Source organism: Aurantiacibacter marinus, from assembly GCF_001021555.1.
GTDB classification, from domain to species: Bacteria; Pseudomonadota; Alphaproteobacteria; order Sphingomonadales; family Sphingomonadaceae; genus Alteraurantiacibacter; species Alteraurantiacibacter marinus.
Map to the genome: position 1 here is coordinate 770,094 of NZ_LDCP01000001.1, position 23,105 is coordinate 793,198.

Annotated in this window: 17 protein-coding genes; 5 read left to right on the forward strand and 12 right to left on the reverse strand. The window is 60.1% G+C overall.

Annotated elements, in window-relative coordinates; genetic code table 11:
• Positions 1 to 4 precede the first annotated feature (4 nt).
• Together AB731_RS03750 and AB731_RS03755 are read left to right on the forward strand one after the other, a co-directional pair.
• Entirely contained in the window at positions 5 to 1,732 is a 1,728-nt protein-coding gene (locus tag AB731_RS03750) for a cytochrome c3 family protein (protein ID WP_047092360.1), read from the forward strand.
• 40 nt (positions 1,733 to 1,772) lie between these two features.
• Complete coding sequence (locus tag AB731_RS03755; protein ID WP_047092359.1) at positions 1,773 to 2,633, forward strand: metallophosphoesterase; 861 nt, start codon at positions 1,773 to 1,775, stop codon at positions 2,631 to 2,633.
• Between the two features lie 123 nt (positions 2,634 to 2,756).
• On the opposite strand, the gene AB731_RS03760 is transcribed toward AB731_RS03755, so the two are convergent.
• The 6 genes from AB731_RS03760 to AB731_RS03785 form a co-directional block, all read right to left on the reverse strand.
• Complete coding sequence (locus AB731_RS03760; protein WP_047092358.1) at positions 2,757 to 6,977, reverse strand: multiheme c-type cytochrome; 4,221 nt, start codon at positions 6,975 to 6,977, stop codon at positions 2,757 to 2,759.
• Positions 6,977 to 8,962, reverse strand: coding sequence for a hypothetical protein (locus AB731_RS03765; RefSeq protein WP_047092357.1), 1,986 nt, complete (start codon positions 8,960 to 8,962; stop codon positions 6,977 to 6,979). Before AB731_RS03765 ends, AB731_RS03760 begins: the two co-directional genes overlap by 1 nt.
• 3 nt (positions 8,963 to 8,965) lie before the next feature.
• Entirely contained in the window at positions 8,966 to 10,963 is a 1,998-nt protein-coding gene (locus AB731_RS03770) for a heme-binding protein (RefSeq protein ID WP_047092356.1), read from the reverse strand.
• The gene (locus AB731_RS03775; RefSeq protein ID WP_047092355.1) at positions 10,963 to 12,354 is read right to left on the reverse strand and encodes a multiheme c-type cytochrome; all 1,392 of its coding nucleotides are present in this window, start codon (positions 12,352 to 12,354) and stop codon (positions 10,963 to 10,965) included. Before AB731_RS03775 ends, AB731_RS03770 begins: the two co-directional genes overlap by 1 nt.
• Before the next feature lie 83 nt (positions 12,355 to 12,437).
• Positions 12,438 to 13,163, reverse strand: coding sequence for a hypothetical protein (locus AB731_RS03780; RefSeq protein ID WP_047093072.1), 726 nt, complete (start codon positions 13,161 to 13,163; stop codon positions 12,438 to 12,440).
• Positions 13,164 to 13,235: 72 nt separating this feature from the next.
• Positions 13,236 to 15,287 carry an adenylate/guanylate cyclase domain-containing protein gene (locus AB731_RS03785; protein WP_231638828.1) on the reverse strand — a complete coding sequence of 684 codons (2,052 nt, stop codon included), beginning with the start codon at positions 15,285 to 15,287 and terminating at the stop codon, positions 13,236 to 13,238.
• Between the two features lie 162 nt (positions 15,288 to 15,449).
• Between AB731_RS03785 and gdhA the strand changes: the two genes are divergently transcribed.
• Positions 15,450 to 16,811: an NADP-specific glutamate dehydrogenase gene (gene gdhA / locus AB731_RS03790; RefSeq protein ID WP_047092353.1), complete on the forward strand. Its 1,362-nt coding sequence runs from the start codon at positions 15,450 to 15,452 to the stop codon at positions 16,809 to 16,811.
• Here the strand turns inward: gdhA and AB731_RS03795 are convergent, their stop codons facing one another.
• The 6 genes from AB731_RS03795 to AB731_RS03820 form a co-directional block, all read right to left on the reverse strand.
• On the reverse strand, positions 16,812 to 17,615 hold the full coding sequence (locus AB731_RS03795) for a class I mannose-6-phosphate isomerase (protein ID WP_047092352.1): 804 nt from the start codon (positions 17,613 to 17,615) through the stop codon (positions 16,812 to 16,814).
• Positions 17,616 to 17,768: 153 nt separating this feature from the next.
• A complete protein-coding gene (locus AB731_RS03800) occupies positions 17,769 to 18,701 on the reverse strand; it encodes an alpha/beta fold hydrolase (protein WP_052768856.1) in 933 nt (310 codons plus the stop codon).
• Between the two features lie 23 nt (positions 18,702 to 18,724).
• Positions 18,725 to 18,937: a helix-turn-helix transcriptional regulator gene (locus tag AB731_RS03805; RefSeq protein WP_047092351.1), complete on the reverse strand. Its 213-nt coding sequence runs from the start codon at positions 18,935 to 18,937 to the stop codon at positions 18,725 to 18,727.
• Positions 18,934 to 19,545 carry a hypothetical protein gene (locus tag AB731_RS03810; RefSeq protein ID WP_052845689.1) on the reverse strand — a complete coding sequence of 204 codons (612 nt, stop codon included), beginning with the start codon at positions 19,543 to 19,545 and terminating at the stop codon, positions 18,934 to 18,936. The genes AB731_RS03805 and AB731_RS03810 overlap by 4 nt, the downstream gene beginning before the upstream one ends.
• Entirely contained in the window at positions 19,542 to 19,967 is a 426-nt protein-coding gene (locus AB731_RS03815) for a hypothetical protein (protein ID WP_052768854.1), read from the reverse strand. The genes AB731_RS03810 and AB731_RS03815 overlap by 4 nt, the downstream gene beginning before the upstream one ends.
• A complete protein-coding gene (locus AB731_RS03820; RefSeq protein ID WP_047092350.1) occupies positions 19,964 to 20,164 on the reverse strand; it encodes a hypothetical protein in 201 nt (66 codons plus the stop codon). Before AB731_RS03820 ends, AB731_RS03815 begins: the two co-directional genes overlap by 4 nt.
• A 219-nt stretch (positions 20,165 to 20,383) precedes the next feature.
• Between AB731_RS03820 and ftsH the strand changes: the two genes are divergently transcribed.
• Both ftsH and AB731_RS03830 read left to right on the forward strand, forming a co-directional pair.
• Complete coding sequence (gene ftsH / locus AB731_RS03825; protein WP_047092349.1) at positions 20,384 to 22,333, forward strand: ATP-dependent zinc metalloprotease FtsH; 1,950 nt, start codon at positions 20,384 to 20,386, stop codon at positions 22,331 to 22,333.
• A 30-nt stretch (positions 22,334 to 22,363) separates the two neighbouring features.
• Positions 22,364 to 23,095 carry a 2OG-Fe(II) oxygenase gene (locus tag AB731_RS03830; RefSeq protein ID WP_052768853.1) on the forward strand — a complete coding sequence of 244 codons (732 nt, stop codon included), beginning with the start codon at positions 22,364 to 22,366 and terminating at the stop codon, positions 23,093 to 23,095.
• Positions 23,096 to 23,105: the final 10 nt, after the last annotated feature.

Genomic DNA, 23,105 nt, shown 5'->3' on the forward strand with positions numbered 1-23,105 from the left:
TGCGATGAATATCCTGATACGCAGCATTGATGTCACGTCTGGCGGGCGGGAAATCGTGCGCGAGCGCGAGGCCGAGACAGACAAGCTCACCATTGGACGGGCCAGCGAGAACACCATCCATCTGCCCGATCTGGCGATTGAGCAGCAACACATCATCATCACGCCGGGCCTGAAGGACACGCTGGACGTCCGGGCAGCAGGAACGCTCGGATTCACCCTTGATGGCGTAGCTACCGAACATGCGGTGATTGATCCTGCCAAGGGCGGTGAAATCGGGCTGGGCGCATACCGCCTGCAATTTTCCCGCGATGATCAGGGCCGCGCCGTTATTACCCAGCGCAAGGTGGAAGCATCCACCGGCGCAGCGCGGGACCGACTGGCAGGTTTCGGCCTGTCGGGCACGTTACCGGGCAAGCGGGCGATGGCGTGGGCAGGGGCGCTGGCCGTACTGATCGCATTTCTCGCTGTACCGATTTACTCCCACATGAATCGCCCGACGGGCGGCGATCCCGGCGACGGGCCGGGCGCGACAATCATGGATGCAAGCTGGTCGACTGGAAGTTTATCCAGCGCCCATCACAGTCTGGAAGACAGTTGCGAAGCCTGCCATGTTGAACCCTTTGTCGCCGTGCGCGATGAAACATGTGTCAGCTGTCATGAAGGGCTGGGAGATCATGCAGAACCGCGGCGCCTTGTCACAGGCATGCCCGAATTTTCCGGCGGCGAAGCGGTTCTGTGGGATATTGCGCAAGCGTTCAACAAGCCCGGTCCGGGTGCCTGCACAGATTGCCATACGGAACATGAAGGCGCGGGCCGGATGGAGCCTACTTCGGAGCAATTCTGCGCCGACTGCCATGATACGCTGGATCGTCGTCTGACTGACACTGCGCTTGGCAATGCGCGCGATTTCGGCACACTCCACCCGCAATTTCAGGCGTTGGTGCGCCCTGCACGCGGGGCCGAGGAGGAGCGCAGCGAGCTTGCAGCGGGCCTCAGGGACTTCAACGGGCTCAAATTTCCGCATGATGAACATCTCTCCACCACCAACGGTGTCGCGCGCATGGCTATGCGGCTGGACGGGGAAGTTCTGGATTGCGCCAGTTGCCACACGCCTACTGCGGACGGCGTACGCTTCCTGCCGGTCGATATGGAGACGAGCTGCGAAAGCTGTCACAGCCTTGTCTATGATCAGGTCGGCAGCACTTTCCGTTCCTTAAGTCACGGTGATCTTGATCAGGTAGAGGCTGATCTGCGCGCCGCAGACCGTGCCCCGCGCCGACCGGTTGCAAGTGGCCGCCGCCGCCCCGGCCAATATGCCGAAGGCGGTATCTATTACGGTAACTTCAGCCGTGTTTCGGTGCCCAGTATTCGCAACGCGATGTCCGATGAAGGCATTTGCGGCGAATGCCATTACCGCGACACTTCGGCTACCGGCGCGCTTGCGGTGCATCCGGTGACGCAGCGAGACAGGTATTTCCAGCACGGCTGGTTTGATCATGACTCTCATACGCAGGAGGAATGCTCCACCTGCCACGCCGCCGATACATCGGATTCGGCGAGCGATCTGCTGCTGCCAGATCTGGAAAGCTGCCGTGATTGCCATTTGGGAGAGACCGCGCTTGAGGCTGATGTCCCCTCCAGCTGCGCCATGTGCCATTCTTATCACCCGCGTGACGGGGCTGCCGCTGCTCCGCCACAAATCGCGGCACGAAGACGGGAAGGCGGCGGTTGAGGGCAGGGCCCACAAGAAGGCCAGTTGAAGGGGAACCGCGATGCTGATCGCGCAGATGACCGACATACATATCGGATTTGAACCGGACGCCAGGCCGGAGGAGCTGAACCGTACGCGTTTTCGCGCCACGCTGGACAGATTGCTGGCCCAGCCCAACACGCCGGACCTGCTGCTGGTAACTGGCGACATTACTGATCGCGGAGACCGCAACAGCTTCACCCGCACGGCTGAAATGCTGGCCGAATGTCCGTTCCCGGTGAAGGCGCTGGTCGGCAACCATGATAGCCGCGAGGAATTGTTGCGCGCTTTTCCCGGCACAGCAACCGACGAACATGGTTTTATCCAGTCCGCTTTTGTGCAGGACGGCCTGTTGGTGGTGTCGCTCGACACGTTCGAGCCGGGTCGCCACGGCGGAGCCTTTTGTACAAAGCGCCGTGACTGGCTCATGACCGTGCTGGAGGAACATTCAGACACGCCTGCAGTGATTTTCATGCACCATCCGCCTGTCGTTTCCGGCATTGCATGGATGGACCCGGACCCGTCAGAGCAATGGATCGCCAATCTCGCCGCTGCGCTTGAAGGGCGGGCCGATCAGGTGCAGGCCATCCATTGCGGCCATTTGCACCGGCAATTGAACGCGCGGTTTTGCGGTATTCCGGTCTCCGTCACGCCGTCTGTCGCGCCGCTGGTGTCAATGGATTTGCGTTCCATCAGCAGCGATATTCCTGATAGCCGCTCGCTTATTACTACCGAACCGCCCACCTATGCGCTGCACCGCTGGGACGGGACCAATATTGTCAGCCATTATGAACGCGTGTGCGACTGGGAAACCATCGCCTATTACAGCCCGCATTTGCAGCCGATGATCCGCGAGATGGAGGCGGAAAAGGGGACGGGATAATACACCGGGGGCCGCTCGCCCCATAACCATCGAACGACTGGTTGATTCCGGCGAGCACGAAGCGGAATGTAGCAGCGAAACCGTTCTGGAATTCTGGAATTACCGCAAAAAGCGAACGCGCTTTTACTGCCCCGGCCTGCGCCGCCCTGCAACCGGCCCTGCACCGGGCTGCCAAGCCGACATATCCGGCTCGTCAGAAACGCGCCACGGCACACCAGCTCTGGTCAGGAACAGGTTTTCCATTTCGCTGCGGTTGAATGGCCGAGAGCCAAGCCTGCCGAATACAGCCATCTGCCCGCCTGTTTCGTCCACCGCCCGGTCCCGGTCCAGGCCCTTGCTCAGCGCGATCGCGGGCGTTTCCGTTCGCGCCCATGCCACCATTTGGGGCATCGGTGCGGGGCTGAATCCGTAGAAATTGCGCTGGCTTTCGGGGCTGGTCAGTTGCAGCACTTTCAACCCGTTCACCCCGTCCGCAACATAGGCGAACAGGCTGGCGTTGGTACTGGCGATAATTACGTCTTCAGCATCGGTCATCGTGCCGCCGAGTGTTTCCATGCGGTATATCCGCGGGGCTAGCGGGCGGGTGACGTCGACAATTCCCAGTCCTTCCTGCTTGGCCGCCACGTAAAGATAGGTGCGCGCGATATACATGCGCTGGGCATTGGCCATCGGCACAGTGCCTTCAGGCCGCGCAACGGGATTGGAAAGCTGAGTTACATCGAATAGCTTTACACCCTCGGCATCGGTGACCCAGAGATAGCGGAATTGCAGAGTGGTCGCGCGCGCGTCCGTCAGTTGGCGCACGGCGGCAAGGCGCGGATTGGCCGGGTCTGCCAGATCGACCACCACCAGCCCGACATCGGCTGTGATATAGGCCACTGCGCCTGCCAACGTGATATGCCGCGCACCGGTCAGCACGCCGTCCGGGTTCCACGCGTCAGACCCATCAGCATAGGTCAGGCGGTCCAGATTGTTGTTGCGCAGTTCCCCGTCAGCCAGCGTATCCACATTGATCATGATCAGCCCTTCAACCGCATCGGTGACGGCGGCGTAGGAATAAATCGGCAGGAACGGCTGTTCCTGGTTCATTGCGCGCAGTTCTGCGGTGTTGCGGGTTGGTGCGATGGGCTGCGTTGTGGCGAGCGCCATGCAGGTGGCGTTTTCGCTGCTCACATGGGTATCATGCCCCAGCGGGCTGAACGGCGCGGTGATGATGCGTTCGGAAAAGCCCTTGTTGGCGATGCTGGCGATATCATAGACACGGAAGCCTCCACTGCCTTCTGCCACGAACATATACTCGCCGCGCATCTGCAGGCAGCCGACACGGTCGCCTGTGCCTTCATGGACATTGGCGAATTCTTCGAGCGCGCGGGTTTCGCCCGACAAGTCTGCGTCAAAGATATCGCCGCGTGCCCAATTGATCAGTTCGCGGCCATTATCGTCCACATGCATGCGGTAGTAATCGGGATAGGCATAGCGGTGGAGATAGCTGCCGAGCACGGCTTGCGGTTCTTCCCATTCGGTAACGCGCGTGGCCTCGAAGCCGCCTTCCTGTCCGGTCCATGCATTCATCCCCACGAAGTTTACAAAATTGGTGCCGAGCAGCAGCAGCTGCGACATGATTGCATTGTTGTCTTCTGCTTCAGACAGGTGGCAATCGGAACATTGCTTGGTCTCTGTCAGGCGCACCGTATGCGGGAAATGCGGCGCGAAGGCCTGGCTGGAAAAGCCCGCCGCGCTGATCGGCGGCTGCTGCACATAGATCCGTTCGCGGTTGATATTGGTGGAGCTGAGGATCAGCGCGCTGGTGGAGCGGACAGGTGCAATCTGGTTGCCTTTCGTCGTCTGGTGAATGCCCAGCTGGAACATCTGGTCGCGCGCGACCTGCGGGTTGTAGGTTGCAAAATTGCGCGTCGTTTCGCCTTCATAACGGTGGCTTTCGCTTTGCCAGTTCGCCTCGATCGGCAGATGGCACCCTCCGCAACTTGTCGTCCATGACAGGTGACAGGTGAAACACGCCATCTCCTCTTCACCATGGGCGCGGTTTTCCAGAGCGACGCCGGGGCCAAATTCGAAGCGGCCTGTTTCCGCGCCGTCCGCGCTCATCAATTTGGAACGGGCGGACAGGGCGTTGAAGTCGGGATGCGTTGGGTCAACGCTGTCGCGCACCAGGCTGACTTCCCATTCCAGAGAAGGATCCACGATGCTTCGCTGGATCAGCGTGCGGCGTCCGTTGCCTTCTTCGGTCCATTCAAAGCGGCGCTGGCCATCGGGGTTGCGCAGCAAGGCAAGGTCGTGCCCCTGCGGCGGGGCCGCCGGGCCGGAGGTGCGCAGGGTGGGATAATCGTCTGCCGTGCCGTGGCAATCCTTGCAGCCGATCTCCACTGCATTGGCGACTTCGCCGTAGATCAGGCCATTGCCGTGACTGTCCTGCGCGTAATGGCAATCGGCGCATTGCATGCCGGCTTCGGCATGGATGCTCATCAGATGCACGGCTTCGCCTGGATTGGTGCCGGGCTGCACGAATTGTTCTTCTCCGTCGCGGCGGAAGCGCTGGCGCCAGCGATCTTCATGGCGGGCGGCATCTTCGGGAGTGTCGGTTTCCTCTGGCGGACGGATGATTTCTCCGTCCTCGTCAACCAGATTGCCTTCGCGGTCGCGGCGGAAGATGCCCCGGAAGGTCCAGCCGTGGCCATGGTAATCGGCAAACTGCGTGTCTTCGAGCTCTGAATTGAGATCGTAGACGTTGCGCAGGAAATCCATGTCGCCCCAAAGACCGCGCGGGGCGGCGCCTTCGGGATTGCGGTCCAGCACTTCGCGCACTTGTTCTGCGGTGGGGTAGCGTTGGCGCAGGAAGAATTCCTCATACTCCTCGTCGCTCATTCCCGCAGGGCGTGGCGTGGTATTTTCCGGCCCGGGCCACATGAAGGGCGCGTCGCTTTCATAATCCCACATCGTATAACCGAGGTAGGAATTGAGGAAGATATTGGGCTGGTGCATGTGGCAATTCATGCACTGCGCAGTAGGAATGGCGCGGGTGAACACGTGGCGCAGCGGGTGACCGCGTTCACGGTCATCCGGCGGGTCGAGCGACAGGGCGCCGCCTTCGTCATCATGGCTTTCACCGGGGCCGATCAGATCGCCGTGCTCCGGCTCATCGCCATGCTCTTCGCCGTGATCGCCGGAATAGTCATCGTGCAGGCGATTGATCTGTTGCGCGATGGTCGGATCGGAAGTCACTGTCTGCCCGTCGCGCCCGTATTGCGCGTAGATCAGCGAGTGGCGCGGTTCGCGGTCATTGGCGTAAACCACATGGCACGATGCGCAGCCGGAATGGCGATAATCGCCAGGCTGGTCGTTCGTCCCCATGAACCAGGTGAAGGGATCGTTCAGGCGGGTCTTGTGAATGTTCAGGACCGGTATGGCGGCGCGCAGGCCGGTGCCGGGCCCCCGATTGGATTGGCGCAAGTCAGGACGACCGGGTTCTTCCAGGCGTTGCAGCAGACCGGTCGGATTGGGCAGGCCGATTTCAGGGAACTGCGTGTTGATCGTGCGGCCTCCACGCTCGAAAACGCGGAATACATCGCCCGGCGGTACGACATGCCACGTCGGCATCGGGTACAACGTGGCGAGCGCGCCGCGTGCGGCCTGCTCTTCGGTCACCGTGCCATGCGGTTCGCCTGGACTTTGGATGACTGCCGCTTCGCCCTCGCGGGTGTAAGCCTCGCCAAGCACGTAATTCTTGTAGGGCAAAATGCCGTTATTGTAGGCTGCGCCGCCCCACAGCATCGCGCCTGATGCCATGAGAGAACGCTCCGCCGCCTCGATCACCGGCATATGGCACGATCCGCAGGCTTCCCGCGCCACGCGGTAATCGCTGGGGTTCACAAAGCGCACGAAAATCGGGCTTTCGCGGTTAAGCAGGGAATAGCTGCGTTCCGGATTGGCGGAGCTGGGATAGTGCCAACTGCTTGGATAGGTGGGCAAAACATGCGCTGCTTCACGGGCAGTGATGTATTCCGCCGCTTCAAAACCAAGATCGGGATCGCCGTAAACATCCGCGTTGCCGCCGTGGCAATCGGTACAGCCAAGCACGACCGCGTCCGATACATGCATGGTCGGTGCATCGGTGCGCACGTGGCAGGAATTGCACCCCGCGGACTTTTCATCAGCGAGCATTTGGGTCTGGTTTTGCGGGGCGGGCGGCGCGATGACGCCAGCGGCTTCATAGTCCCGCACCACTGCGGTTTCATATCCTTCTGCCAGCAGGCTGCCGGTTCCAAGCATGGCCGCACAGCCGGCAAAGAAGACCGTGACGATTGTGGTGGGGGATAGTCGCCGCATCAGTAGCTCAGTGTCGCATTGGCGAGGACGGAATAATAGACATTATCACCGCCCCGGTTGTCGAAAAGATCCTGAAAGCCCTCACCAGCTACCAGAGCGGCCGCAGACAGGCGAAATACAAGGTTCTGATTTGCGCGTGGTCGCCAGATCGCAGCTGTCGACACATCATAGCCGATGTCGGCCGGGATCGAACCTTCGACGCGCAATGTTTCCAGCACAGTCGTATCTTCAAACCACAAATGGTTGGCGTTGGTCGATATGCGCAGTTCCGGCGTAAGATCGAAATCCGCGCCAAGGCCGGTCAGGATCAGGCCAGGATTGTTGAAGTTGCTTTGCCCCTGTTCTTTCGAACTGCGCAGCGAATTGAGCAGGCCGTTGCGGCCATTCAGGCTGATCGCGCGCCCGCCGCCGGCAAAGGGGATGGTCTGGCGCATCCAGTACGACGTATCTGCGCCTGCAAAAATCGGATTTTCGAAGATTGCATCATAGCCCGCCTCGACATTGTTGAACGGATCGGAATCGCCATTGGCGAACAAGGCGGAAAGCCGGAAGCGCGCCCAGTCCCGGTCATAACTGAGTTCCGCTGCACCGAAGAAAGAGCGGATATCGGCAGGCTGGCCGGTAAAGATAGAATTGCGGTCTTCGCCAAAGGCCCCGTATAGGCTGGCGGTGACATTGATGCGCCCGATGCGGCCATCGGCGTTGTAACCTACATAGACAACATCGTAATCGCGCCCACGCAGATCGCCCAGCAGGGCGGGGCGCACCGGAAATCCGTTGTCGTCAATCTCCACATCGCCGCCTTCGCGGTTCATGTTGTAGACCAGCGTGAACTGGCTGGTGAGCGCGGGTATGAGGAAGTCCTGCCGGTAAGCGTTGGCAACAAAAACAAAATCGCTGCGTGGTGCTTGCACGACCGAGTTCAGGCCTGAATTAGTGTCTTTCTCCAGTCGCCAGAACGCGCCCAGATTATACTGGAACCGGTTGTTGTCGCGCGTGCCGAAGAAGCGCAGGCCTAGCTGGCTGTCCTGAAACAGAAAGCCGCGGAAATCGGCCTGAAATGGCTGGATGCCGATGCGGAAGCTGTCAAAATCGTACCGGTCCGATGTGTTGCGGATGTGATAGTCGAAAAAGGCTTCCTGCACGCCAAGGAACTGGTCGGTGCGATTGGACGCGCGGCTCGGCTCTACCAGAAGCACGCGCCGTTCGGGCACATCGACATGACTGATGTTGTAAGCCAGCGTCAGGCGGTATTCGACGTCAGGCGGTTTGTAAGCGGTGGACCCCTTTATCAGCGCGGCGCCGAAGATGAATGTCTGGCTGAATACGGGCGAAAAATCATTGCCGAACACATCCAGCCGGTCTGGATCGGATGTAGTCTGCACGCCTACGGGGATGGGGAAGGTGCGCGGTTCGATTACCGTATCGCTGATGGCATTGGCGACAAAGAACCAGTCATTGCCTTCCAGCCCAAGGAAGCGGGGTGTCCAGCAATCATCGCTGCCATAGGGGTAGGGAACGCCAGCAGGATCGTAAATGCGGCCTTCCTCGGCGGCCCGGGCGCGCTCTTCCTCTTCCGCAGCGGCGCGAAGTCCGGCGCGGTATTGCCGTTCTTCATCCGAATTGATGCAGATCGGGCGATCGCCCTTGTAGGTATTCTGGTTGTAGGGATCGAGCGCGTCTTCGGTCACAAGGCCAAGGTTCTGGATCAGCCGCCAGCGATCGGGGATGGGTATCTGATCAGCCGGAAAAGCTTGCGGCGGCGGAGCGCGCACAGCTCCTCGATTATCCTGGGTAACGGGATCGGGCAGTTCACCGGTGAAGCCGGGGCGGCGACGACCATCGATTATATCCGGATCGATCGGATCGGCAGGATCTACTTGCGTACCGAGGCCGCCATCGGGGCGCTCTTGCGATTGCTCTTGGGGCGCATCCTGGGATGGGGCCGCTTGAAGCAAGATGAGAAGGGCTAGGGCTGTGCTCATCGCCTATAATCCCTGACACACGTTCTGGGCGGCAGTATCGAGGAACGGTGCGAACGGGCAATTGATATAGCGCAGGCGCACGCCGCGCCCGTTTACATTGACTACGATCCGGTCTGCGCGGATGGCCGGATCGGCATTGCCAAGGGTGCCCAGGCGGACACCTGCGTTATTAAGGCCAAGGAAGCTGACCATGTCATCCTGATCGATCCCGTCGCCTGACACGCCGATGCCGCCGATCAGCTCTCCGGCGCGATATATCGGCACGCTGCCGGGGAAAATCTGGATGCCATTGGCGATGCGCGGGCTGCCAGAAGGCGAATTCGGCACTTTCGTGCAGCCGCGCTGCGTATCTGCGTTTGCACCATTGGACGCGACATATACCACGTGGTCCACGATATTGGGCACCACCAGATCGGTTTGCAGGCCAACCGCAAAGGGGCTGAATGTGTCCGATGCCAATACCGAAAGCGGGCCGGGTATCTGGCCCACTTCGCCATCGGGGAAGTATGGGCGCGACAGATTGCCGCCCGAACGATCTGCGAAAGCAAATGTACCGGTCAGCGCATTTGGATCACCGAGAAAACTCCGCACACGCGTGACGTAATCCGCGCCGCTCAGGCCGCCCGGCGGTGCCGGAACAGCTTGCAACTGGGGCGCTGCAACTGCGCTTGAGAAGAATGTCGCAGTGCGTGCTTTTTGCAAGGACACATCGACCCCGAAGATCGGCCCGTCGGGAGAGCGCACAATGCCAAGCACTTCGCCATGCGTATCGACCACGCTGATGCTCGCCTGCATCCGGCTGTCGAGCGGGCGGCGGATTTGCGCACGGGCCCGGCTGAGGACGGCGAACGCTTCTTCCATGATTGCGCGCACTTCCCCAGCGCTCAGCGGCTGGGCAACGCTGGCCGCATCGGTTCCGCCGCGAATGGGGTACCGCGCATTGCCCGCACCATCGCTGAGGACAAATGCATCGGGGTTGCTGAATTCGGCAGGCGTGGCCGCGCGCATGCCGGATGCTTCGCTTCCGTAAGCTGTCCCGGCGCGAAGCACGCCGGTGTTATAACCTTCCACGGCCAGCAGCATGCCCGCAGTTCCGCTGATCGCGGCGAAATTGCCCGATGACGGCGCGATTTGCGCTTCTGTGACATCGCTGAAACGCAGGCTTGTCCCGTCCACGAAAATCCGGTCCGCACGAATGTCGGTGGGCGCCATGAAGCCCTGCGCGCCTGCCACGGCAATCGCTTCTTCCGCGTCGTTTTCCGTATCGAGGATATTGGCGTCAAATCCGTAATTGCCATCACCCATCACGCCGATACCGCCCACGACGACGCCGTTCTTGTACAGTGGAATTCCGCCGGGATCAGCGGAAAGGCCCAGCGGAGAACGCTTGGGCCCGATCAGCCCGTCGCTCGCCCGTGCCGACAAGTCGGAACACGGTAATTGGCTGAACTGCACGCCGAACAATGGCCCGCTTTCCAGCCCCACGGTGGTTGGTGCTGGTGGAAAATGTTCCTGCACGATCATGCTGGCGGTGCGGGTGGTAAAAGCGTTGCCTCCGCTCGACAGATACGCGCCTGTTACTGCCTTCGCTATGGCGGCGACCTGAGAAGGAACTGCCACGCCTTGCAAGCCAAGCATGTCACCCTGCGGCAGAGGCGCGCCGATGCGGTTGCGGCTGACCACGGCTTCCGGATTCGCGCCGTTCATGGCAAACACGGCCAGCACATTGCCGACCCGGTCCGTCACCGCGATCATGGAGGGCAAACCTCGTGTCTGCGCCTCGTTTACCGCTTGTGCGATGATGGTCTGCACTTCGGAAACAGAAAGCGCCTCTTGCGCTGGTGGGGCAAACAACCGGCCTGATGGCGGAGGAGTGGGCGTTGGTGTGGGGACCACGGCATTGCCGCTGCCGTTCTGCCCGCCCTGCGATCCACCGCCGCCGCAACTCGCCAGCACCAGGGCGCTTGCCGTCAGGAAAGTGATCCCCCTTCGCAAATGCATTATTGCAGCCGCTCTATCGCGACGACTGCCTGACCCAGAGCGCTTCGGAAATCTGATGGACGATAGGTTTCGGGGCTGCGCACGGCAGCATAGGCGCGGTTGATGTTGGTGCGGATGCCCGCTGCTGCACCCACGGTCACGCGGCCATCGCTCACCAGCGCATTGAGAAGTGTATCGATTGCCATCACGGCCTGCACCGAACCGGCATAGTCGGTGAAGCGTGCAGAGGTTGCACCATTGCCGATCCGTTCAATTACGGCAAAGGCGCTGTCTGGCCCATAGGGACGCGCTGCCAGTGCGCCGGACAGTTCCAGCGCTTCACTGCGCAGCGCAATCGCTGCTGTTTGCGCCTCTGCGCGGCCGTCATCCATGGCTGAGTGGAACTGGCGGCTGGCGCTGCGGAAGCTTTGCGCGCGCCCGGGCGCCAGCGTATCCGCAACGGCCGAAAGCATGATGATATTTTCATCATTGAAGGGCGGTTGGCCGAAGGCGATCGGCCGGCCCGGATTTGTCTCGAACGTCAGACGCCGGTCATCGCCATCAGTGATGGAACGGTGACAGCTGTGGCAGTCATAGAAATACAGTTGCGGGAATACACCTTGGGTGCCGAAAGCCGGACGGGCGAACAGGTCCGTCGCGCGCGCTACTGCCTCTGCCTGGCCAACGGCCCACAATTGCACAGCATCGGGCCGGCCCTTGCGCTGGATATAATCGTCATCGACATCGTGGTGCTGCTGGAATGCGCTGAACAGATCGAGTTCGAAAGTGATGCGAGGGTGGCCTGCCGCCATCATTTCATGGGTGACAAACTGCCCCGTTTCCGTGCTGCCATAATGGCAATCAAGACATACACGCGCCCGCGTTGTCGGCTGTTCGAGCGGGACCAGGCCATTGCGGACATTGGCCGGGTGCGTCCCGCGCACTTCGTAATGGCTCGACAGCCAACCGATAGAGGCGCCGTGGCAGCTTTCGCAGCCAACGCCGTCGTCGAGCCGGAAGCGCGGTCCGCGTTCGGAGGCGGGCGCAAAAGTCGAATGGCAACCGAGGCAGGACTGCGCCGATTGCGGATCGCCCAGACCCAGCGTGCCCGCGATCTGGCGCGAACGGCGTGAACCCAGGATTGCATAAGCGCGGCTGTGTGCGCCGCTAACGGCAGAGGGGCTTTGCCAAGTTGCGATTTCGTCCTGCCGGACAATCGCGCCATTGCCTTCGCTGCGGCCATGGCAGGTCGACCCTGCGCAGGAAGCAACGCCGGTAAAGGAATAGCTGCCTTGCGCATTCAGCGGTTCGCCCGCTGTCAGACCTAGTGTCAGGGTAAGGATGGCCGCCATTGCAAGCGCGAGCACGGTATATCGCGCGTGGCTGACCATATTGCTTTCCCCCTTCCCCATCGATGGTGGCGGCCCCCCTGGCCGTGATTCCACAATCGTAAATTACAATGCCAGTGTCCGCGCGGTTTGCGCGGATCACGGATCTAGCTTGCAGCCAAAGCCTGTGACATTTGTTCAAGTTGCACTGTGCAGCCGTTTTCGATCAGCGCAAGCGCCAAATCCTCCGGATCCTCGGGAATTTCCTGCAGGAACACAAAACGCACCTGTGCCACATCGTCCGAAACCGTGGAGGAGATCGTGTACATCTCGCCCTCGCGCAGCTGTACGGCAGATTCCCACATGGCCAGCATTTCGCGTTCGGGGAAAATCAGCTGCGCGGGCTCTTCCGAGGCGCCTTCCCGTGAAAACGTATAGACAGCGGCATCCTCTGTCCTTGCCCGCCACAGCCGAACCGGATCGGCATTGGCAAGGCACACCGTGCCCGAGACGCTGACGTCGACATACCAGAGGTTGGGATTGGTCACTTCCTCCCCATCGCCGCGCACAGCCCCGGTGCGCGCCCGGTCCGCAGCGCGGCGCGTGGTTAGCGCGGCAAGCGCCCGGTTGCGGCCCTGCGGTGCGCGCTGCGCCAGCACGAATGTTCCGGGTCCGCGCAAAGTCCGTGTGCGGCCGTCTTGCAAGACAGTTAGCGTATCGCCTTCGCGCAGCGTCACCCGCTGCGTATCCGAAAGGCGGGTGCCAACCGGATATTGCGAAGCTGACGGCCCGCTTGCCGCGACAACAGTGCCAGCGAGTGCAATTTGCGGAACAAATGCCAGTGAGATGACTGCGGCGATAATACCAAAGATGGTCTTGCGGACCGAATTCATGGACAGATTCCCTTGTGTGTTGATCATCTATAACACGATTGCGCAGCACTGCGTTGATTGATTGCAGCCAATTTATTTCCCCGCCATCACATAGGCACCATCCATATCCAGATCATGGCTGCGGATGACGAGGGCTGCAAGTGCAGCATCATCCGGATTGGCTGCCGCTAACGATTGCAGCCGCTCCAGCGCAGCGGCCCTGTCGGTATCGAGCAATGCCACCGCCTCTGCCAATTCCGCTCGGCTGGCAGCGGCGAAATCGGGTGCCGGCTCATACAGATCGACTGGCTGCGCACGGCCGGAAAGCACCACGCGGCCCATACGCCGCCACCAGTCGAGGCCGGAACGGGTGGCAAATTCCGCACTCGCCATGACTGATGTTTTCAGTGTCTTGTTCGCGGATTCGAGCCGCGCGGCAGTGTTCATGGAATCGCCCAGCGCGGTATACTGGATACGGTTCTCCCCGCCGAAATTGCCAACGACAGCTTCGCCGAAATGCAGGCCCACACGGGTCTTGCCGATCTTGGGCAGATCCGGGTCCATCGCGGCGACCTCCGCGCGAAACGCTTCGCCTGCCTGCCAGATGGCGTAACCGGCCTCTGCCGCACGCCTGGCATCATCGGGCCGCGAAATGGGCGCACCCCAGAATGCGACGACAGCGTCGCCCACGAATTTGTCGAGGATGCCATCATGATCAAGCACGACCTGGCTGAGCATTTCGAGGTAGCGATTGAGCAATTTGGCGACCATTTCCGGTTCGACCGCATGGCTCATCTTGGTGAAGCCTTCGAGATCGGAGAAAAGCACGTAAATCTCACGCTTTTCTCCGCCAAGTCTCAGCAATTCGGGCTTTTCGATGATTTCATCCGCAATGCTCTGCGGCAGATATTTGCCCAATGCACCCTGCGCAAAACGTCGCTGCACTGCGCCCGATGCGCGCGCCGCGCTGGTGACGGCAGTGAAGGCAATGACCCAGCCAAGCGCCGGGCCGATGGCTGGAAAGCCATATGTGTCGACCCCGCGCGCGTGGAGGAAATACGGCAGACCGATGAACAGCAGTATCTGGCCGGCGAGCAGCGGCAAGATGCGCCAGTCGCGCAGCTCCAGCAGCGCAGTCAGCGTCGCGGCGATCACCACCAGGATGACAAGCGCCCACAGATAGTAAGGCGAGATCGGTGAAAGCGCGGCGCCGTCGAGCATTTGCGCGATCAGCGCGGCGTGAACTTCCAGCCCTGGAGGTGTTTCACCATCAATGCTTGTGAAGGTGGTTTCGACCCGGTCGAAGTCTGTCAGATCGCCGCCGATCAGCACGTATTTGCCTTCGATCGCGGGGCGAATTTCCTCAGCGATGGCCGGGATTTCCAGCAGCGCCGGATCCGCAAACAGGGTAATGTCGAGCATGGGGAAGATCGATGTTGCGTCCATCGCCTGCCCGGTCTCTGCATCAATCTGGCTTTCCAGCGCGGTATGCCGATAGCGGATGCCGCCTTCGTAACCGGGCATGGTCAGCGGGCCTTGGCCTGCGTCCTCCAGCATCACTCTGCCCAGAACCGGCGGCAAGTGATCGAAAACTTGCGGCCAAACGCGGGTAGCGCCGTATTGGTCGTCCAGCCTGATGCTGGCAGGGCGGGCATTGCTGCCCTCCAGCCGGTTCAGGAATTCAACCAGATATTCTTGCTGAAAATATTCGATATCGGCAGCGTTTGTTTCCGTTTCGGCAAAGGCAACTGCCACCGGGGTCCGCATGGATTGCAGCACAGCGATCAATTCTTCGTCTTCTGCCTGCGGCTGATCGAACAGGATATCGATGCCAATGGCCTTTGCTCCCATGGCATCGATCGCGGTCAAAGCATTGGCGAGCAGATCCCGCGGGAGAGGGGATCGCTTGCCGTAATCGAACAGGGTCTGATCGGTGTAGACGACCATCGTTACGCGGTCATCGCCTTCCACCTCCTGAGCCAAGGTGTAAGCGCGGGAATCATACAGCGCACGCTCCGCCTGCCCGGTGAAAGGCACATCCCAACTGAACCGCGCAAGCAACAGCGCAAGCAGCAGCAGCAGGCCTGTCAGCACCAGCCGTTTGGGTCCGGCCTCACGCACACTGCGCCAACCGCTGTTTATCATGCGCAAAGGCGCTTCCCGTGCCACTAAATCCCCCTCTTTCATCCTCTCTTGCAGCGCGCGACTATGCATTTGCAAGCGTGCAGGCATTGATCATTGGAGAAAAAACGCGCCATAGTGCAGCGGGAACAGAAAATTATAACGGCATAAGGGGAGGGCCGCGATATGGCTTCAGTATACGATCGTCACGTTGATCTGGATCAGTTCATGAAGGGCGTGAAGAAGCGCAATCACGGGCAAACCGAATTCATCCAGGCAGTGCAGGAAGTGGCACAGGACATCTTCGAATTCATCGAAGACAAGGAACAGTACCACACCGCGCAAATCCTTCGCCGCATCGCCGAACCCGACCGTATTGTATCGTTCCGTGTGTGTTGGGAAGATGACGAGCACAACATCCGCGTGCAGCGCGGCTGGCGGGTACAGAACAATAACGCCATTGGCCCTTACAAGGGCGGCATCCGCTTCCATTCCAGCGTGAATGAAAGCGTGCTGAAATTCCTCGCCTTCGAGCAGACTTTCAAGAACTCGCTCACCGGTCTGCCGATGGGCGGGGGCAAGGGCGGATCCAACTTTAATCCCAAGGGCAAAAGCGATTCCGAAGTGATGCGCTTCTGTCAGAGCTTCATGAGCGAGCTGTACCGCCATATCGGCCCCAATACCGATGTGCCTGCCGGCGATATCGGCGTGGGCGGGCGTGAAATCGGTTATATGTTCGGCCAGTACAAACGTCTGACAGGCCGCTGGGAAGGCGTGCTGACAGGCAAGGCCACGGAATATGGCGGATCGCAGATGCGGCCCGAGGCGACTGGCTATGGCGCCGTGTATTTCCTGCAGAACATGCTCAAACATGCAGGGCATGATGTGGAAGGCAAGACTGCGGTAATTTCCGGTTCAGGAAATGTCGCCACCCATGCGGCCGAGAAGATTGTCCAGCTTGGCGGCAAGGTGCTGACCTTGTCCGATTCAGGCGGCTTCATTCACGATCCTGATGGCATCGATCAGGAGAAGATCGATTGGGTCAAACGTTTGAAGAACGAGCGGCGCGGCCGGATCAGCGAATATGCCGACCATTTCACCGGCGCGACCTATCACGACGGCAAAAGGCCTTGGGATGTAACGTGCGATGTCGCCTTGCCTTGTGCCACGCAGAACGAGTTGAACGAAGGTGAAGCGAAAGAGCTAGTGGAAAACGGCGTCATCGCCGTATCCGAAGGCGCGAATATGCCGACCACGCTGGACGGGGTTAAAGTCTTCCACGACGCCAAGATCATGTACGGCCCTGGCAAAGCGGCCAATGCCGGCGGCGTTGCGGTTTCAGGCCTCGAAATGAGCCAGAATTCCGAGCGCATCAGCTGGAACCAGGAACGTCTGGGCGACATGCTCACCGAACTGATGGCCGACATCCATGAAAAATGTGTCGAGTACGGTGATCAGGGCGAAGGCCACGTGGACTATGTGAAGGGTGCAAATATCGCAGGCTTCAAGAAAGTTGCCGACGCGATGCTGGCATTCGGGGTGGTGTAATCAGCCTATCGGTGCGGTCACCAGGCATTTGCCAGTGGGGGCAAATGTGACGCTCGCAAGCCCGGGTGCATAGGCGCATTCGCCGGGCTTGACGACATTGCCTGTGACCAGCACATCGCCCGACAGCGGAACGACCAGCAGTCTTTCAGCATAGGCATACAGCAGGCCGTCATCGGCGATGCCGTCCACCAGATCGAGGCGGAAGTGCGGGCCATCGACAAGCGTCGCATGACCGTTTTGTGGTATGCTGCCGCGCAGCGTTTCCGGATGCGGGATTCCGCGTGCAACAGCCAAACCTTCGTCCAGATGCAATTCGCGCGGGCGGCCGTAATCGTAGAGCCGGTAGGTAATGTCCGAGTTTTGCTGGATTTCAATAATCGAACAGCCGGGCCCGATTGCGTGGACCGTGCCTGCCGGAATGTAAAAGAAATCGCCCGCCTGCACTACGTGCCAGGTCAGCAAATCCTCTATCGAACCATCCAGCGCTGCGCCGCGCATGGCTGCGGCGCCGATTTCATTATCGAAGCCCACACCCAGCGTTGCGCCCGCTTCGGCAGCGATCACCAGCCAGCATTCTTCCTTTCCGCTACGGCCCACACCAGCAGCCCGCGCTTGTACCGTATCGGGATGGCACTGAATCGAGAGTTTCTGGCTGGTGAAGAGGTATTTGACGAGCAGTTCCGGCAAATTTTCCGGCGGTTCAAACCAGATTTCGCCCACACGGACACCTTCTGGCGCGACGAATGGCGCGGGCAGGACATCCTTGCCCCAAACCTTTTCGACCGTGCGCGTAGGCAGCAGCATGTGTGACCTTTTGAAAGAGTGTGCAGCGTCCAGTACGCTGCCGTTTAGTGCGTGATTGTTGCGATTTGCACAACGCGCCGCGCTTTTCCAGTATTGCGGGATTCATTTGTGCCGGTTGCTGGTCGAAACCTGCGCATTTACCCAAAGCCGTTGTTATTGGCCCGAGAGGAACATCTGGAGCGTTTCGCGAAACGCCTCCGGCTGATCGACCATCACGAAATGCGCCGCTGGACCGATACCGACAAGCTGCGCGGCCGGCAAAGCGGCATATTGCTGGCGATAAAAGGCGGCGACGCTTTCTTGCGGCATCGCACCGGGGCGGTGCGGATAAATCACAGTAACCGGCACAGTGATGGCGGCAATATCTTGTCGCATGTCCGCAATCATTACTTCGTAGAACAACTGCCCGGTCACACGGGGGTCGGCGTCGGCAGTCCATTCGCGAAGAAGCGGTAAATTGGTCTGATCGACGATATAGCTTCGCAGCAGTGCGTCATTTGCCGCTTCGGGTATCTCCTGACCATAAAGACCCAGCATCATGGCGCGCATCTGTTCTGCCTGCGCCGTGACTGCGGTCATTTGCGGTTCGGTGCCCGGAATGACGGTAATCACCGCAAACCACGGCATGCTGTCGACGATCATGATCCGGCCTGCAAGATCAGGATGCGATACGCCAAGCTTCATCGCCAGCAAACCGCCAAGCGAATGACCGATAACAGCGGGCTGACGTAGATCATTGTCCCGAATATAGCGCGCCAGTTCGTTCACGACAGGCTGCATGATCGGCCCCCGGGCATTGACCCCTGCGTCCTCGCCAAAGCCGCGCAGCTGGATCAGATGGGCGCGGTGGCCATCCAGCCCGTCCACCGTATCACGCCAGACTTCCCGGCTGGTCGAAAGTCCTGGAATGAAGAGGACATCGGGTCCCTCCCCGCTCACTTCCACGCTGAAACGAACCGGCCCGGATGCGTCTTGTGCCGCCGCCGGACGAGCTATCAGGAGCGTCACTCCTGCCAGCAGTAACAGCACGGAGGCATAGGCAAAGAACAGGCGTTCCGGCCGAAGCCGGTTGAAGAAAGGCGTCATGACAAGATCCTCTGATTGCGCGGTTATTCAGCCGCTTGTTCTGCGACATCGCGCAGGAAAATCTCTTCGATTTGCAGGCCGAACACATCGGCGATTTTGAACGCGAGAGGCAGTGACGGATCGTATTTGCCGGTTTCAATGGCATTCACGCTCTGGCGGCTGACTTCCAGCCGGTCCGCCAGTTCCTGCTGGCTCCATTCTCGCATCGCCCGAAGGACGCGGAGGCGGTTCTTCACGGCAGGTCTCCAGCATCCCGTTCAGGCCGCGCCATGCCGATGCCAAGGCCAATCGCCCATGCGGGGAAGACCCACCAAGCCCAGATATGCGGTACGAGGCCGAAGGTTTCCAGGAAGCCCCAGCCTGTGCCCAAGACCAGCACGAAACCGAGGCCTACCATCGCGGCGCTGACGGCGCGCTGGCGCAGATATTCGTCTGCCTCTTCGCGCAAATAGCGGTACATCGCCCAGATCATTCCCATGGCGGCAAGCGCCGGGGCGATGGCCAGCAGCCACACGACTGCCGATCCCTCGGCCATTTTGTCATACAGGCCAGAGGCTGCCAGCATCACGACCATATAGAGCGCGCTGAAGCTGAAGAACCGGCGGTTGTAGCTGCGCATCGCGGGGCTCATCGCGCCTTGTTGTTCCTGCCGCTGATATATTGTTCGAACCAGCGGGATCAGCAGCGTGAAATTCAGCGCGTAGAGTATGAAGGGGGCCGCACCCTCAAGGGCCCCGGTGATGTGCAGTACCGCGATAACGGCGACATTCGCGCCGAACAGGCCAGCCCATATGCCTGGTTTCGCATTGGCTTTGTTGTGTCTGTGTGCTGCGCTCGTCATCATGCACACTCCCCGAAGGTGCCCATCGTGATCTTGTTGTAGATCGCCCCGATACCAAGGCCGAAGCACCAGATCGTGGGCCACCAGAATGCGCGCACATGCGGTACCGGCATATAGGTTTCGAGGAACCCCCAGACGGCTGCGGCAGTCAAGGCAATGCCGGTCGCGACCATCAACTGGCGCACATAAAGCATGCGGAAAAACTCATCCCGTTCTTCAACGATGAGCCGCACGAAGATCCAGAAGACTGCTGCGAAGGCGAGGCCGGGCAGGGCAGCCAGCATATAGGCTGGCCACCCTGACAGTCCGCGATCCTCGATCAGGATTTCGGCGGCGAAAAGCGAGCCGAGATACAGCGCCATCGCCAGTGCAATCCGGATCAGATAGCGCAGCTTTTCAGGCTTCGCGCGCGAACTGGCGTTCATGACTTGCCTCCAAACCGGCTAAACGGCGAGCAAGGCGTACATCCGCGCTGGCCTCTCGTAATCATGATGGCTGTCACGCCGGGTATAGTGATGAATGCCATTTGCGCGGCATCGTCCGAAACCAGACCAGCCACGTTGAGAAGTGCAATGCCAATCATGATGGCCGCAAGCCCGAGTGCTTCGTAAATCCTGATCATATCAAGCCTCCTTGAATTTATGTAAAGGAACCTAGACACGATTCGCAAATAAGTCAAGGAACCTTGTCATAATGATTGGCGGGCTTGACGAATCTGCCGTTCCGCAGCGCGGTCAGCCGTTCACAGCAATCGAAAATGCCGTCCAAATCCCGTGTTCGCGTTATCTTGCCATTCACCCGTGTGCGCCTACATTGGAGGTCACGAAAGGATGCCCTGCGCATGAGCGAGAATCGCGAACCTGAAGAAACACCGAACCCCTGGATGAAGAGTCTCTTTGTCTGGGGCGGCATTTTCCTGGCCCTGTTGCTGGCCGTCTCCATGTTTGGGGGCGATCGTGAAGTGCCCGGTACGCCGATCCTGTATTCCGACTTCAAAGAGAAGGTGGAAGAAGGCAGCGTTCGCGAAGTCACCATCGCTTCCGATCGCATTACGGGCGTTTTGGGCAATGATGAGCGGTTCTCCACCACTCCGGTACCGGGCGACACTCGCCTGACCGAGCAGTTGGAAGACGCAGGTGTCCAGTACACCGGTACCCAGCCGGAGCAGGGCAATCTGTGGATCGCGCTGCTGATCAACACGCTTCCGTTTCTGCTGATCCTCGGCATCGCGTTTTTCGCGCTGCGTCAGGTGCAGAAGGGCGGCGGCGCTGGCGGGGCGATGGGTTTCGGCAAATCCAAGGCCAAATTGCTCACCGAAAAGCAGGGCCGTGTGACGTTTGAAGACGTTGCAGGCATCGATGAAGCCCGCGAAGAATTGCAGGAAATCGTCGAATTCCTGCGTGATCCGCAACGCTTCTCGAAGCTGGGTGGCCAGATCCCCAAGGGCGCGCTGCTGGTTGGCTCACCCGGTACTGGTAAAACGCTGCTTGCCCGCGCAATTGCAGGCGAAGCGCGGGTGCCGTTCTTCACCATTTCCGGCTCCGACTTTGTCGAAATGTTCGTTGGCGTCGGCGCGAGCCGCGTGCGCGACATGTTCGAACAGGCCAAGAAAAACGCGCCGTGCATCGTCTTCATCGACGAAATCGACGCTGTGGGCCGCCACCGCGGCAACGGCGTTGGCAATTCCAATGACGAGCGCGAGCAGACGCTGAACCAGCTGCTGGTCGAAATGGATGGTTTTGAAGCCAACGAAGGCATCATCATCATCGCGGCGACCAACCGCCCCGACGTGCTGGACCCCGCGCTGCTGCGCCCGGGCCGGTTTGACCGTCAGGTTGTGGTGCCGATTCCCGACATCGATGGCCGCGAGAAAATCCTTGCCGTCCACATGAAGAAAGTGCCGCTGGCGCCTGACGTAAACCCGCGCACGATTGCGCGCGGTACGCCCGGTTTCTCTGGGGCAGACCTTGCCAATCTCGTGAACGAAGCTGCCTTGCTGGCTGCGCGCCGTAACAAGCGCCTTGTCGCCATGCAGGAGTTCGAAGACGCCAAGGACAAGGTGATGATGGGCACGGAACGCAAGTCCATGGTCATGACCGAAGACGAGAAGAAGATGACCGCCTATCATGAGGCTGGCCATGCCATCGTTGCCGTCCATGAAGAGGCATCGGACCCGATCCACAAGGCCACCATCATCCCGCGCGGTCGTGCCCTTGGCATGGTGATGCGTCTGCCGGAACGCGACAATTACTCGTACCACCGCGACAAAATGCATGCGAACCTCTCTGTCAGTATGGGCGGCCGCGTGGCGGAAGAGATAATTTTCGGGCACAATAAAGTGTCGAGCGGCGCAAGCTCCGACATCCAGTATGCCACTGATCTGGCGCGCAACATGGTGACCAAGTGGGGCATGTCCGACAAGCTCGGCCCGCTCCAGTATGAATCGAGTCAGGAAGGCTATCTCGGCATGGGTCAAACCACGCGGACAATGGCGGGTGCTGAAACCAACAAGCTCATTGATCAGGAAATCAAGGACCTTGTCGAAGGGGCGCACAAGCGCGCCACCGACCTGCTGCAAGAGCATGAGGACCAGCTGCACCTTCTCGCTCAGGCCATGCTTGAGTATGAAACCCTGACAGGCGACGAGATTACTTCGCTGCTGAAAGACGGCAAGATTGATCGCCCCGATGCACCAAGCGGTCCGATCCCTGTTGTACCGACACACGGTTCTGCCATCCCCAAGGCTGGCAAGCGCTTCGGCGGCAGTGACGAGGCGCCACAGGGAGCCTGATCCTATACGGCAGGCGAAAGGGGAACGGCATTGGCGGGCGAATTCTCCCTCCACGAGGGAATTGATGCAGCCGCATTGGCAGGTGAATACGCCCGCACGGGACGTGTGACCATTGCGCCTTTCGTCCAGCCGGATCAGGCTCAGGCATTGTATCAATTGCTGCGTGAACGCACTGACTGGCAACAGGTGATCAACAGCGGTGCGGACAAGATTTTTGAATTCGACCGTACCGCCCAGGCAGGGCTGGACGCGCCGCAGAAGGAAGCGCTGGATCAGGCGGTATATGCCGGGGCGCGCCATGATTTCCAGTTTCGCTACGAAACCCTGCGCGTGCCTGATGATGATACCGTTCGCGCCGCGTCCGATGATCTGGTGTTTGCCTTCGCGCGATTTCTATCGCACGGCCCGGCCCGCGAATTGCTGCGATTCATTACTGGTGATGCGGCCATCGCCTTCGCTGATGCGCAAGCCACAGCCTATGCCCCCGGCGATTTCCTGACCCGCCATGATGATGACGTGGCAGGCAAACACCGCAGCGCCGCCTATGTGATGAGTCTTAATCCGCAATGGCGGATCGAATGGGGTGGCCTGTTCCTGATGCATGATGCCGACGGCCATGGCGCAGACGCGATAGTGCCGGGGTTCAACCGGCTGAATCTGTTTGCCGTGCCGCAGATGCACTCTGTGTCAGAGGTAACCCGCGCAACGCCCTATCGCCGGTATTCGGTCACCGGCTGGCTGCGCCGGTCAGAACAGCGCTAGCGCTCAAATA

Coding starts and splice junctions, on each gene's coding strand:
- AB731_RS03760 (WP_047092358.1), bottom strand. CDS start 6,977: ATGCGGCGACTATCCCCCACCACAATCGTCACGGTCTTCTTTGCCGGC.
- ftsH (WP_047092349.1), top strand. CDS start 20,384: ATGAGCGAGAATCGCGAACCTGAAGAAACACCGAACCCCTGGATGAAG.
- AB731_RS03770 (WP_047092356.1), bottom strand. CDS start 10,963: ATGCATTTGCGAAGGGGGATCACTTTCCTGACGGCAAGCGCCCTGGTG.
- AB731_RS03785 (WP_231638828.1), bottom strand. CDS start 15,287: ATGATAAACAGCGGTTGGCGCAGTGTGCGTGAGGCCGGACCCAAACGG.
- AB731_RS03750 (WP_047092360.1), top strand. CDS start 5: ATGAATATCCTGATACGCAGCATTGATGTCACGTCTGGCGGGCGGGAA.
- AB731_RS03795 (WP_047092352.1), bottom strand. CDS start 17,615: ATGCTGCTGCCTACGCGCACGGTCGAAAAGGTTTGGGGCAAGGATGTC.
- AB731_RS03765 (WP_047092357.1), bottom strand. CDS start 8,962: ATGAGCACAGCCCTAGCCCTTCTCATCTTGCTTCAAGCGGCCCCATCC.
- AB731_RS03780 (WP_047093072.1), bottom strand. CDS start 13,163: ATGAATTCGGTCCGCAAGACCATCTTTGGTATTATCGCCGCAGTCATC.
- AB731_RS03820 (WP_047092350.1), bottom strand. CDS start 20,164: ATGATCAGGATTTACGAAGCACTCGGGCTTGCGGCCATCATGATTGGC.
- AB731_RS03775 (WP_047092355.1), bottom strand. CDS start 12,354: ATGGGGAAGGGGGAAAGCAATATGGTCAGCCACGCGCGATATACCGTG.
- AB731_RS03755 (WP_047092359.1), top strand. CDS start 1,773: ATGCTGATCGCGCAGATGACCGACATACATATCGGATTTGAACCGGAC.
- gdhA (WP_047092353.1), top strand. CDS start 15,450: ATGGCTTCAGTATACGATCGTCACGTTGATCTGGATCAGTTCATGAAG.
- AB731_RS03815 (WP_052768854.1), bottom strand. CDS start 19,967: ATGAACGCCAGTTCGCGCGCGAAGCCTGAAAAGCTGCGCTATCTGATC.
- AB731_RS03800 (WP_052768856.1), bottom strand. CDS start 18,701: ATGACGCCTTTCTTCAACCGGCTTCGGCCGGAACGCCTGTTCTTTGCC.
- AB731_RS03810 (WP_052845689.1), bottom strand. CDS start 19,545: ATGATGACGAGCGCAGCACACAGACACAACAAAGCCAATGCGAAACCA.